This window comes from Marinobacter alkalisoli (assembly GCF_045449855.1).
In the GTDB taxonomy this organism is placed as follows: domain Bacteria; phylum Pseudomonadota; class Gammaproteobacteria; order Pseudomonadales; family Oleiphilaceae; genus Marinobacter.
Map to the genome: position 1 here is coordinate 247,783 of NZ_JBJJLC010000012.1, position 12,894 is coordinate 260,676.

The 12,894-nt window shown below is 58.1% G+C and carries 11 protein-coding genes; all 11 read right to left on the reverse strand.

Annotated elements, in window-relative coordinates; genetic code table 11:
* Positions 1-42: 42 nt before the first annotated feature.
* Entirely contained in the window at positions 43-1,086 is a 1,044-nt protein-coding gene (locus ACJO5Y_RS06885) for an extracellular solute-binding protein (protein ID WP_406985686.1), read from the reverse strand.
* Positions 1,083-1,853, reverse strand: coding sequence for a spermidine/putrescine ABC transporter permease PotC (gene potC / locus ACJO5Y_RS06890; RefSeq protein ID WP_406985687.1), 771 nt, complete (start codon positions 1,851-1,853; stop codon positions 1,083-1,085). The genes ACJO5Y_RS06885 and potC overlap by 4 nt, the downstream gene beginning before the upstream one ends.
* Positions 1,850-2,713: a spermidine/putrescine ABC transporter permease PotB gene (gene potB, locus ACJO5Y_RS06895; RefSeq protein WP_406985688.1), complete on the reverse strand. Its 864-nt coding sequence runs from the start codon at positions 2,711-2,713 to the stop codon at positions 1,850-1,852. Before potB ends, potC begins: the two co-directional genes overlap by 4 nt.
* Positions 2,706-3,824 (reverse strand): spermidine/putrescine ABC transporter ATP-binding protein PotA, encoded by a 1,119-nt coding sequence (potA, locus tag ACJO5Y_RS06900; protein WP_406985689.1) that lies wholly within the window; start codon positions 3,822-3,824, stop codon positions 2,706-2,708. Before potA ends, potB begins: the two co-directional genes overlap by 8 nt.
* A gap of 109 nt (positions 3,825-3,933) precedes the next feature.
* Positions 3,934-5,004 (reverse strand): TRAP transporter substrate-binding protein, encoded by a 1,071-nt coding sequence (locus ACJO5Y_RS06905; protein WP_406985830.1) that lies wholly within the window; start codon positions 5,002-5,004, stop codon positions 3,934-3,936.
* A 123-nt stretch (positions 5,005-5,127) separates the two neighbouring features.
* On the reverse strand, positions 5,128-7,617 hold the full coding sequence (locus ACJO5Y_RS06910; protein ID WP_406985690.1) for a penicillin acylase family protein: 2,490 nt from the start codon (positions 7,615-7,617) through the stop codon (positions 5,128-5,130).
* A gap of 96 nt (positions 7,618-7,713) precedes the next feature.
* Entirely contained in the window at positions 7,714-9,390 is a 1,677-nt protein-coding gene (locus ACJO5Y_RS06915; RefSeq protein ID WP_406985691.1) for a methyl-accepting chemotaxis protein, read from the reverse strand.
* A gap of 272 nt (positions 9,391-9,662) precedes the next feature.
* Positions 9,663-9,893, reverse strand: coding sequence for a DUF3565 domain-containing protein (locus ACJO5Y_RS06920; RefSeq protein WP_406985692.1), 231 nt, complete (start codon positions 9,891-9,893; stop codon positions 9,663-9,665).
* Between the two features lie 16 nt (positions 9,894-9,909).
* Positions 9,910-10,515: an outer membrane beta-barrel protein gene (locus ACJO5Y_RS06925; RefSeq protein ID WP_406985693.1), complete on the reverse strand. Its 606-nt coding sequence runs from the start codon at positions 10,513-10,515 to the stop codon at positions 9,910-9,912.
* A gap of 119 nt (positions 10,516-10,634) precedes the next feature.
* Positions 10,635-11,525 (reverse strand): EamA family transporter RarD, encoded by an 891-nt coding sequence (rarD, locus tag ACJO5Y_RS06930; RefSeq protein WP_406985694.1) that lies wholly within the window; start codon positions 11,523-11,525, stop codon positions 10,635-10,637.
* 142 nt (positions 11,526-11,667) lie between these two features.
* Positions 11,668-12,873 carry a hypothetical protein gene (locus tag ACJO5Y_RS06935; RefSeq protein WP_406985695.1) on the reverse strand — a complete coding sequence of 402 codons (1,206 nt, stop codon included), beginning with the start codon at positions 12,871-12,873 and terminating at the stop codon, positions 11,668-11,670.
* Between the last annotated feature and the right edge of the window lie 21 nt (positions 12,874-12,894).

A 12,894-nucleotide genomic window follows, 5' to 3' on the forward strand; every position in this document is an offset into this window, starting at 1 on the left:
CGGGCCGGAAACTGCCCCCCGGCCGCCTGCCACTGGGCCGCCTCAGCGGCCGGATTTCAGTCGTTCCCAATAGCGGGTATACACCTGCATGGCATCATCCCCTACGTCCTCCTGGAACTCAGCGTTGATCATGTCTTCGGCGGTGGGATAACTGGAACGGTCGCCCGCCACCTCATCCGGCAGCAGCTCCCGGGCGGCGAGGTTCGGCGTGGCATAGCCAATGTCTTCACTGATCAGTGCGGATATTTCCGGCCGCATGACAAAACTGATGAACTGGTGGGCGGCATCAGCGTTCCCGGCATTTTTGGGAATCACAAAACTGTCGAGCCAGACAATGGTACCCTCTTCCGGATAGACATATTCCAGTGACGGCATGTCATCCTTGCCCATTACCGCTTCACCGTTCCAGATCATGCCGATGTCGGTCTCGCCTTCCAGGTACGGCATGCGCGGCGCGTCGGAATTGAAGGTACGCACCGCCGGCATCAGTTCCGACAGTTTTTCATAGGCCTGTTCGATTTCATCCGGGTTGGTGCTGTTGCCGGAGTAACCCAGAACCCGCAGGCCAATATGGAACACTTCGCGCATGTCGTTGGTCAGCATGACCCTGCCCTGGTAGTCATCGTTCCAGAGATCCGCCCAGGCGGTGACCTTGTCACCATCCAGATCTTCCGAATCGTAAGCCAGGCCGGTAGTACCCCAGAGATAGGGAATGCTGTAGGCGTTGTTCTCGTCAAATTCCTGGTTCACCAGTTCCGGGTCCAGGTTATCGAAGCCTTCAATCTTGCTATGGTCGATCTTCTCCAGCAGCCCTTCCTTGCGCATCTTGTTGACGTAGTAGGTGGACGGCACCGCCAGGTCATAGTCGCCGCTGTCTTCCAGCAGCTTGAGCCGGGCGTACATCGCTTCGTTGCTGTCGTAGGTGGTGTAAATCACCTGGATACCGGTTTCCTCTTCAAAGCGATCCAGCACTTCCCGGGGCATGTACTCAGACCAGTTGTAGAGGTTCAGCACCCTGGGTTCCTCCTGACTGCCGCACCCGGCCAGGGTTGCAGTCATCACGCCTGCCAACACCACCTTTTTCATCGTTTGCTCCTTGTCAGTATCCATTGGGAAAGCATCAACATGACCAGTGAAAACACCAGCAACAAGGTGCCCAGCGCGTTCACTTCCGGTTTCAGGCCAACACGCACCATAGAATAGATGCGCAATGGCAAAATTTCATAACTGGGGCCGCTGACAAAGGTGCTGACCACCACATCGTCGAGGGAGAGGGTGAAACCCAGCAGCCAACCCGCCAGCAGGGCCGGCATGATCACCGGGATCAGCACCGTGCGGGTCATGGTAAAATCACTGGCGCCCAGATCCCGCGCCGCCTCCGGCAGGCTTTCATCGAAGCCGCTGAGGCGGGCCATCACGGTAATCACCACAAACGGCAGACAGAAGGTCACGTGGGCCAGCAACAGGGAGACAAACCCGAGCTGCAGGCCAACGAGCAGGAACAGCGCCAGCAATGAGATCGCCAGCACGATCTCCGGGGACATCATCACCACAAACAGCATGCCCCGGAGCACCCGCTTGCCACGAAACCGGTACCGGTGAAGCGCCAGGGCGGTCAACGCGCCGATGACGGTGGACACGGTCGCCGCGGCCAGGGCCAGCCACAGGGAATTCCACATGGCCTGGACCATGGCGTGGTTGTCAAACAGCGACCGATACCATTCCAGACTCAGCCCACCCCAACGGTAACCAGTGCGCGAACTGTTAAACGAAAATACCACCAGCACCAGGATGGGCAGGTACAGCAGTGCATACACGGTGGTCAGGTAAGCCCGCGGCAGCCAACGCCTCATGGCGTCTGCTCCTGTTCACCGAGCCGGCTGCGGCTGAGCTTGTGGGCATACAGCAGCAACGCCATGGCCACGGTCAGCAGAATGCTGGCGGCAGCGCCAAACGGCCAGTCGCGGGCATCCAGGAACTGGTTCTTGATGACATTCCCCACCAGCAGGTTCCGTGAGCCACCGAGGATATCCGCCACGAAGAACAACCCCATCGCTGGCAACAGCACCAGCATGACACCCGCCAGCACACCAGGCAGGGTCAGCGGCACAATGACATGAATGAACGTGGGCAATCTGCCCGCCCCCAGGTCGTGGGAGGCCATCAACAGCTCGTGGCGGAGATCCTCAAACACTGAATACAGCGGCAGGATCATGAACGGCAGCAACAGGTACACCAACCCCACGATGACAGCCCCTTCGGTGTACAGCAGCCGTAGTGGCTCCTCAATCAGGCCCATCCCCATCAAGGCGTTGTTGATCAGGCCATTGGTTGCCAACAGCAATTTGAGGGCATAGGTACGAACCAGGGAATTGGTCCAGAATGGTACGATCAACAGAAAAATCAGCAGTGTCTGCCGCTGCTTCGCCACCCGCGACAGGGCCCAGGCAAACGGATAGCCTATCAACAGGCACAACGCCGTGGTGACGCCCGCCATGTACAGCGAATGGAGAAATACCTCCAGATACAGGGGATCCAGCAGTCGCCGGTAGCTATCGAGATTCAGTGGCAACGACAGGAAGCTGGCGGCATCCCGGGTCATCACACTGGCGCCGACCACCAACAGGTTGGGCGTCAGCACCAGCAGCAATAACCAGCCCCACACCAGGACCAGAACAGCGGTTTTGAAGGGTTGCTGTAACACCCTATGCATCGATCAGGCGCTCCACAGCCGTCTCGTTCTGTTCGGCCGGGAGCAGCCATTCCCAGCCATCCACCCAGCTCACCCGGACGGGCTCGCCAAGGCGATAGTCAAAGGTGGGATCGTCCTCATCGAAGAACTCGCTGGCCAGCACTTCGGTACCGTCGTTCAGGTGGATGACCGAATCCAGCGTGCTGCCCTTGTAGTTCCGCTCCATGACCTTGCCGGACAGCCCGTGATCGGCGTCGGGCTCCAGCACGCGAATGTCTTCCGGGCGCAGCAGGACGTGCACACTCTGGCCCTCGGCAACCGAGAAATCCGGCTTCCTCAGAGTCCGGTGTACACCAAACACATCCACGGTAATCGCGGTTTCCGTGACCTGCTCCAGGCGGCCCGGAAACAGGTTGGTCTCGCCGACAAAACGGGCGGTAAACAGGTTGGCGGGGCGTTCGTATATTTCACGCGGCGTACCCAGCTGTTGTACAACGCCGTCTTTCAGTACCACCACCCGATCGGACATGGAGAGCGCCTCTTCCTGATCGTGGGTCACAAACACGAAGGTAATGCCCAGCTCCCGCTGCAGGCGTTTCAGTTCCACCTGCATGGTGCGACGCAACTTGTAGTCCAGCGCGGACAGTGGCTCATCAAGCAGCAACAGGCGCGGGCGTTTGACCACGGCACGGGCTATCGCCACACGCTGCTGTTGCCCGCCGGATAACTGGTGGGGCTTGCGACGAGCGAAATCACCCAGTTGCACCATCGCCAGGACGTCTTCGACCCGCTCGCGGATTTCTTCTTTCGGGCGCTTTTCCATTTTCAATCCGTAGGCGACGTTGTCGAACACCGTCATATGGGGAAAAAGCGCGTAATGCTGGAACACGGTATTGAGGGGGCGGTGTTCCGGGGGAGATTGGCCGATATCGTTCCCGGCCAGGGTTATAGAGCCGCCGTCGGCATGCTCAAAGCCGGCCATCAGACGCAACAATGTGGTTTTGCCGCAACCGGACGGCCCGAGCAACGTGATGAATTCGCCATCGTAGATATCGAGATCCAGGGCATCGAGTACGGTTTTGTCACCAAATACCTTGCTGACGCCCTTCAGAGATAGCAGTGTCTGTTTCATCGGCCCTGCCCTATTGATGAGCGGCCTATTTTTCCAGAAACCACTGCAAACAAAAAGGGCACGCCGGGTTTTTGTACGCACCCGCCGTGCCCCTTTCGGTTTTCCCTGATCAGTCCGTGGCGATGCTGTTCAGGTAGGCCTTGTCAGAGATGTTGGTCCATTTGCGGACCTTCTGCAGGTACTCACGCTGGGAGGTAATGATCTCCTTCGCCAGCGGATCCTTCTCGGCTTCTTCGTCCAGCAGCTTGTTGGTCGCCTCGCGGAGTGCGTCAATCACTTCCGGCGGGAACGTCTTATGGGTCACGTTGGGGTAATCTTCCTTCATGCGATCCCAGGCCTCACCGCTCATGTGAGTGCTCTGGCTGTACATGTCGTAGGCGGCGGTGCGCATGGCTACCCGCAGGATCTCCTGAAGGTCTTCCGGCAGGCTGTCCCAGGTTTTCTGGTTGATCAGGAACTGAACTTCCGCACCCGGCTCCTGCCAGCCGGAATAGTAGTAATCGGCGATCTGGTGAAAACCCATGGGCAAGTCCAGTGCCGGGCCGACCCATTCGAGAGCGTCAATGGTGCCTCGCTCCAGGGCGGTGTAGAGCTCACCCGGCGGAATGTTGGTCACGGCCACGCCGATTTCCGACATCACTTCGCCGGCAAAGCCGGGCGTACGCATTTTCAGACCTTGCAGGTCCTCAAGGGAGTTGATCTCCTTGCGGAACCAGCCACCCATCTGGTTGCCGGTGTTACCGCCAGGGAATGACAGCAAACCATGGGGTTTGTAAACCTTCTCCATCAGCTCCATGCCGCCGCCGTAGTAGAACCAGGCGTATTGTTCAGGAGCCAGCATCCCGAAAGGCACAGTCGTGAAATACATGGCATTGGGAATCGTGCCCTTGTAGTAATAGGACGCGGTATGACCCATGTCGTACTGACCCTGGCGCACCATGTCGAAGATCCCGAAAGGCGCCTTGTGTTTGTTGGACGAGTCAATGCGGAACTGCAGACGGCCCGCGGACATTTTCTCCGCCATCGCCGCCATACTGCGGGGCGTTTCGCCAAGAATCGGCGAGTTCGGCCCCCAGGTCTCAGCCAGTCGGATGGTGTAGGTTTTTTCGGCCATCAGCGAGGTGCTGACCAGCGACAGCATCAGCGCAAAAGCCGCAAGGAAAGATGTGCGAATAGTCATTGTTGGCATTGTATTACCTGTTATCGGTTGTTTTCTGATTATCCCGACAATAGTAGCGTGCCAAATACCACTTAGCCAATGCAACGGGCGCTTGCCTCTGCGCCCGCTGCCTGGTCATTTCAATCAGTCACGTTCCAGTTCCACCAGGCGATAACGCACCAGTTCCGGATCGGATTCAATCTCTTCCTGCTGATAGGGGAAGCGAAGCCATTGCTTGCCGGAATAGGCTTCGGTCATATCACTGAACCAGGGCGATGCCGGGTCGGTCGACTGTGAATAAGTCACAAATCCCTCGGCCACCGGCTGCCCGTTTTCATCCCAGGTGACCGTCTGAATGTAGCTGTTGCCGTAGTTCACGTTGTAACGACCATCGCTGATATCGTTTGGCCGTGAACTGGCGATGGTGAAGGCGCCTTCAAATCCTTCCCCGCCAAACAGCGGAATCACCGCGTCATGAATGCCGGACACCTGGAGATCGCCCATGGCGGCGGTCATCACCATCGGCGAGTCCTGTATGGCTTTTACCCCGTCCGCGAAGGCCGCCTGAATCAGCGGGCTGGCCACGTTCAGCATCGCCGGCGTGTTCACCGGATCTGCGGGATCGAAAGGAACCAGCCATTTGTCCGGGGACTCCACCGGCAGCGGATCCACATTGCGCCAGAACTCGCGCCAGATATGCCCGCCGACAGAACCGAGGTTATGGGTGCCATCCCAGGGCTGCAGAACGGAACAGGCACCGGAAATGTCCACCGGCTGGCCATCGCTGCCCAACAGCGTGCCGAGCGGACAATAGGCGCTCAGGACATCTTCCCGCGCCAACTGCTCGGACATGAGGGAGCTGTCGAGAACAATGTCCTGCAAGTTGGCCAGGTCGAACCCTGTGCTGCCCGGGCGCCCATCGGAACCATCCAGACGCTGGACCACCTGCTCCATGCATTTACGGGTGCGCAGTGTTCGCGGCGTTTCCTCGTCACCAATAATGGCGGCAAAGCCAGTCAGCGGTTCCGCCGGGTTGGTCACCCAGTAACTGTCATTACAGTTGTGCACCCAGTCTTCCCTTTGCAGGGACGGAAGATTGGCGCGGCCAAATATGCCTTCAGCGGGGGCATCCGCATCCGTATCCCACTGGCAATCGGCACGGGCGCCGTCCAGCAGCGGCAGGCCCGGAGCCAGCAGATCAAACACCGGAGACAGCGCCGTAGCGCATGCCTGGGCCTTACTATCCGGCACATTGGGCACCACCGTCAGGTCACCGTAATAGGCTGGCTTTCCCGGTCCCGTCGCCACGGTATTGACCCAGGGCACGCCAAGCACGCTGGCATGCAGTTCCACGAATTCCTCGAAACTGTCGGCCTGGTTCCAGCGGAAAAACTGGTTCAGCAAACGGTCGTTCTCGGCATTGGCGTCCCGCAGGGTGTATGCCTTGCCGTTTGACCAGTTCAGTATTGGCACACCTGCCGCCTCGAAAGTCAGCATCGGCCCATAACGGGAACTGTAGAGCGTGCGGGTGACGTCACTCACCTCACCGTTCTCATCCATCGCCGGTACCGTGATTTCGGTGGCATCCATATCCACAAACTCACCTTCATACAGGTACTGGGTCGGGTCGGCCGGGTTCAGGGTCAGTTCGTAGAAGCTGAAGCGATATGCTGTGGATACCGTATGGCTCCAGGCAAAATGTTCATTGAAACCAATCAGCACCGCCGGGAGACCATAGAGTGCCGCGCCCATAATCTCGGCCTGATCCCCGACCTTGAGGTGGGCGAGGTAGAGCCGCTCAGTCTTCTCCCACGGAAAATGGGGATTGCCGAACAGCATGGATTCCCCCGTACGACTGGCACCGGCCGACAGACCGTACATATTGCTTCCAATCGGGAGTTCGTCCGCAAAGGGGAACGGCAGGTCTCCGCCGTCCTCAATGCCGGCCTCGGCCAGCGCATCCAGAATCGCGTCGGCGGACAGCTCTGGCACATCCGTTTCCGGGGGCTGGGCCATCGCCACCCCATCCACAAACACGGAGGATGACGCCAGTACCGCAAGGCGGAGATAACGGCGGTACATGTCATCCTCTTCCATCACCATCAGCCAGGGCTCGCCACGGCAGGCTTCGTGCCGCCCGGGGTGTTCGCCATTACGGAGCTCCCGCAGGTAGCGATTGAACCCGGCGACGTAACCGCGGGAGGCCTCGCCAACCTCCGGATCGCTACCGGTTTTCAGGGGCTGTATAGCTTCATCGGTTGCCGTGGCCCGCCAGAAAAAGTCGGCGTTGAGGTTGGTGGTCGTCACACCGTTGGATGGGATTTGATAGATTCCATCGGCCCCAAGGAAGCGGGCACGCAACCCACGAACGGTCAGGGTATCCTCCGCCAACAGGCAGAGATTGTCTTCCGCCTGAACGTAACCGTAGGCGTAACCCATACTGGCGAAATCATCGGCTTCGATATGGGGAATACCGAAGGCCGTACGTTTGAGGGTGGCCTTGAAGACCTGTTGGTCGCCGCCGACAACAGGAGCCGGGGCGCTTGAGTCGTTATCACCACCGCTGCTGCTCAGGCAGCCGGAAAGCAGGATTGCCGACAGAGCAATCCCGCCCAGTTTCATTTTATTGTCCATGGTTTCATCCGTCGTTGTTATTGTTTGTGACAAAGCTGACGCCTTGTCACAAACAAACGAACAACGGAGGAAAAGGGTTCCCTTTTTTGGGTCAACCTACACCTTGAACTGCCCCACCAGCTCCCGCAGGCTCTCGCCCAGACGCGCCAGTTCATGGCTGGCTTCGTTGGTCTGAGTTACCCCGGTGTCGCTGCGCTGGGCCGCATCCACAATGCGCACCACGTTCTGATTGATCTCCTCAGCCACCTGGCTTTGCTGCTCGGCCGCCGTTGCAATCTGCGTCACCTGATCATGGATCTGGCCCACGGATTTTTCGATGGTACCCAGGGCACTGGTGGCGTGGTTGATCCGCTCAACCGTTTCCGTGGAATGATCACGGGATGCGTTCATACGGTCAACCGCTGCCCGCGACTCGCTGACAAAACCACCGATCATCTCGCGAATCTGGTCAGCCGATTCCGCACTGCGCTTGGCCAGTTGACGAACTTCATCCGCCACCACCGAGAAACCGCGACCGTGTTCACCGGCGCGTGCAGCTTCAATAGCTGCGTTCAGCGCCAGCAGGTTGGTCTGCTCGGTAACCGCATGAATCACGTCCAGCACCTGCTGAATGTCGTCCGATTTTTCCGCCAGGGAGTTGATGCTGCCCGCGGTTTCCTCAATCTCACCAGACAGTTTGTTCACCGCAGCCTGGGCGTTGGTGATAGTCTCACCACCATCCCGCGCCATGCGATCGGCATCCGAAGCCGCGCTTTCCACTTCATTGGCATTGCCTGAAATCTGCTGGATTGTCGCCGCCATCTCATTGATGGCAGAGGCAATCTGGTCGGTTTCAGATCCCTGCTCCTGCACCGATGCGCGGGTTTCATTCGCCACCCGGCTCAGTTCTTCCGCAGCCGAGGCCACCTGATCCGTGGTGGTACCCACTTCACGGATGGTGGTCTGGATCTTGATGACGAAGTTGTTAAAGCGCCGCCCCAACTCCGCCAGCTCATCCGTGCCCTCGTCCGGCAGGCGCTGACGCAGATCACCCTCACCGTCAGCGATTTCCTGCATCATGTCACTGACGACTTTCAGCGGTTTGGTCACGGTACGGCCAACGAACAACCCAATGAGCAAGGCCACCAGAACCACGATGACAGTCACCAGCAGAATAATGCCAAGTGTGGACTGAATGTTCTCTTCGATATCCTCACGGGCGGCGTTAACCACCGCGTCAATATCCGTCACGTACACGCCGGCGCCAACCATCCAGTCCCAGTCCGGGATGATCGTGGAATAAGACACCTTGGGTTCTTCCTCGCCGGAAGCCGGGTTCACCCAGTCGTAGGCGTAAAAGCCGCCGCTGTCCGCAGCTGCGAACAGATCACCAACCAGTTTTCTGAGCGTGGGGTTGTCCGTGGGGCCTTCCTTGGAAGGATCCGGGGCATAGGCAAGGTTGTATACATCACGGGTGTAAGCGAACACATAGTTGGTCTTGTCGAAGCGAATCGAACGCACCCTTTCTGCAGCGGCTTCCTTGGCCTCTTCTTCCGAGAGGTTGGGATCATTCTTTGCCTCCATCACCACGGCGCGCGCTGCATCGACCAGGTTTTTGAGCCCGGTTTTGCGAGCCTCCAGCAAGCTGGCCTCCAGACGCTCAAGTTCCGCCTCGCCGTTTGCACTGATCTGGCTGGCAGTAATCCAGGCAATGGTGGCCGCCGTAAGAAGCACTGGTACCATTACAGCCAGTAGCAGTCGGGAGCGGATTTTCAATCGAGTCATCAGTGTCATAGGCGCATACCCCATTATAATTAGTGCTTGTGGTGCAATTATGCACAGGCCTGCAAACGCATCTGTTCCAGTTTGTTAAGGCGGTGTTACCGGAATTCATTGTCGGGGGAGCTCATGCGTACGAACTCGTTTAACGACAGTTGATTGCGATAGGAGGTGTATCGGCCATCCTGTTACGGACTTGAGCCGGGTGTAGACTAAAGTACCAACCATCGGCCGGCACTTATGAGGGATCTGGTATTCATCGCCAGGGGAGGGGGTATTGCGGTAATTCAGGAACGAAGAGATGACTGCGATGGACGCTCGTCCGCCGGAGCGCCCTCATCGCACTTTTTGCAGTCCAGTTCAAATCCGACCATCGAGGCCCGCCCTTCTTCGGAAACAACCCATGGCCGGTTTACCCAGGGTGGCTCATGGCGCACATGCTGGTTGTGACCACAAGCCAGTTGGGCAACCCAGTGGTTTTCCTCGTCTTTGTGATAGCCGGTAATGGGTTGTTTCATGGACTGGTCCGGGAAATCAGAACCGGAATTCAGGCCCTGCGGAAATGACGTGGATATCCGATTTGAAATTCTCGATGTCAGCGACTTCCTCGCCAATGTTATGGAGGTAATCATACTCCACACGCAGGCCGAAGGACTTGGTGATATCCACGGTAACGCCAACACCAGTGCGCAGGGAGAAACCCTGCTCATCGTCACTGGCACTGCCCAGGCCGGTCACTGAGGCGCTGATATCCTGGCGCCAGAACTGACCACCGACTTTGGCAAACAGACGGACCGGACCCAGATTGGGCGTGAACACCAGCAACGAGCCGTCAAACATGTGATAGCCCATATCCAGCCTGGCGCTCATACCCGGCGCCGATGCTTCCATCGTGACATCGTCGACAAAACGATACCCGCCTTCAAAAGCGAGGTACTTATCAATGAATCCACCGGCATACACGCGAATGGTGGCCGCCTCATCGTCGCAACCGGAACCAATGTCGTCGCAGAAATCCTTAACTTCTGCCTGGCCACCGGACAGCCCGACGTAAACCATGTCCTCGGCGGTAGCCGCTCCAGCGATACCGGCCATAAAACCGCCGGCTAACACGCAAGACAATGCCCTTGCCTTTAACATCCTGATATTCCTTGTGTTGGTATGAGAGTATGGATTGCGGAAGGAATGTTACATCGGTGGCATTTGTCAGGGGCGTGATACCTCCGATGTTTTACACAGTTTGACATTCGAATCGGGCATCAAGCCGACCGGGCGCGTCCATGCCAGGCCGACCAGGAATAAATTCCCAGCGCCACCCAGATCATCACGAAACTCACCAGCTTCTCTCTGCTCAACGGCTCATGAAATACAAACAACGCGATCAGGAGCTGAATGGTAGGGTTGATGTACATCAGGAAGCCCACCGTCGCCAGTCGCAGTCTGCGGGCAGCGCCGGCGAAAGCCAGCAACGGAATGGCAGTAACAATACCGCTGGATACCAGCAGTAAGGTCATCGAAAGATCTCCGGTAAAATGGGAAAGGTCGGCGGAGCTCAGGGCGACCAGGGTGAGCAAACCCACCGGTAGCAGCAGGAGCGTTTCCACGAACAGCCCGGAAAGGCCGTCCAGCTCGACCTGTTTGCGTAACAGGCCGTAGGTGCCGAAGCTGAAGGCGAGCACCAGAGTAATCCAGGGCACAACGCCCAACAGGAACAGCTGGTACAGGATGGCAATTGTCGCCAGAACCACGGCGACGATCTGCAGGCGCGAGATGGTTTCCCGTAACACCAGCATACCCAGACCGACATTCACCAGCGGTGTCAGAAAGTAACCGAGGCTCGCCTGCAACACCTGGCGGCTCTCGACGGCGTAGATGTACACCCCCCAGTTCAGAGCTATGAACACCGCACACCCAAACACCACACCCAGCTTTTTCGGACGAGCCAGCGCGGTTTTGATGGGCTGCCAACGTTGGAGAAAACTTACCACGATAGCCAGGAATACACAGGACCAGATTACCCGATGGATCAGCACTTCGTAGGCAGGCACCCCCGCAAAAAGGGCGAAATACAGCGGGAAACATCCCCACATACTGTATGCGGCCAACCCATAGAACACGCCTTTGGTGGCTTCAGGGGTAGTCTTTTTCATAGCTTCCTCATCATCCTGAGGCTTCAATCTAGCACAAGGCGGATGATGGGCGCGTGATCAATGAAGTGCGGAATAACCGAGGGGATAGCAACAACATCCTGTCTCCCGCAACGCTGACGCCCCGGGAGACTGGATTTCCGGGTCAGTTCAGTGCGCAGCCGTCACCGCTGAAGGTACCGCTTGATCCATCACTGCTGTTCTCCCAACTGCCGGAAAGATCACCGGAATCCAGATCCAGCGTGCCGTTGATGCTACCTGCGTTCCCGCCATAGGCGGCCGTCAATACGCTGCCATCCACGTTGCCGGAGATATCATACAGCTCATCTTCGTTGATGCTGTAGGCCACACCGGTGACATTACCGGATCCATCCACGTCAAAGGCGAACAGGCCGCCGTCAGCGCCGGAGAAGCGACCGGTGAAACGGAATTTGGCATCCGCATCGCCACCAATCCGTTGACCGGAAAAGCTGCCGCTGTCTGCCGTTGAGTCATTTTCCCAGCGTCCCGAGAGCGCGTTCACAGAATCAAATTTGCCGCTGAAGCTCGCGCCGCTGCTCGCGCTGCCGCTGACAAACGCACCTTCGGAGTCCAGAGCCACCGACTGGGTCGCCGAGAGCGAAAAGGGATCATCACTTACTTCGCTCATCGCCACGCCCGTGGCATCGCCGGTTTTCGCACTCACCAGCAGACCAAACGGACCACTGTCACTGCCGGAATAACTACCCCGGTAGGCGCCCGCACGCACGCAGCGCTGGGTGTCCTCGATATGGGTCCGGGCATCGGCGCTGGAAGGCAGGGTGGCACCGGATATCGCGGCTTCCACGTCCCCCTGTATGGCCGCGATATCGGTATCGAAGGCGGCGTTGTCCGAGAAGTCAGTAATGGTCCAGTCGGCCGCGGCGTCTCTCAGGGCCTCGGGAATACTGATACCGTCCGAGGTGTCCTGGTTGGCGTCAAGATACTGCAGCAGCCGGGCGCGATTGATCACGGCATCCTGATCCGTGGCACCATCCTGAATCAGTTGCACCATCGTGATGATTTCATCACCACTCACGGTGCCAAGCTCCACATTGCCAATGGAGAAGGTAATGGAATCTCCGCTGGCATATTCGAACGATCCATCGGCGGCGGTCAGGCTGGACTCGCCATCAATGGTGTAGGTCAGCCCCTGCACGTTACTGTCCTTGAACTGACCACTCTGGGCCGTGGCGCCGCCACCGCTGCCGTCATCGGAACTGGAACCACCTCCACCTCCACCTCCGCCGCCACAGCCGGCCACGGCCAGGCTGATTGCAGCCGTCAGCGCCAGTTTTCTGGTTACAAATCCCGCGTTTTTATTGTGATTCATACATCCACTCCGTCAGTTTTT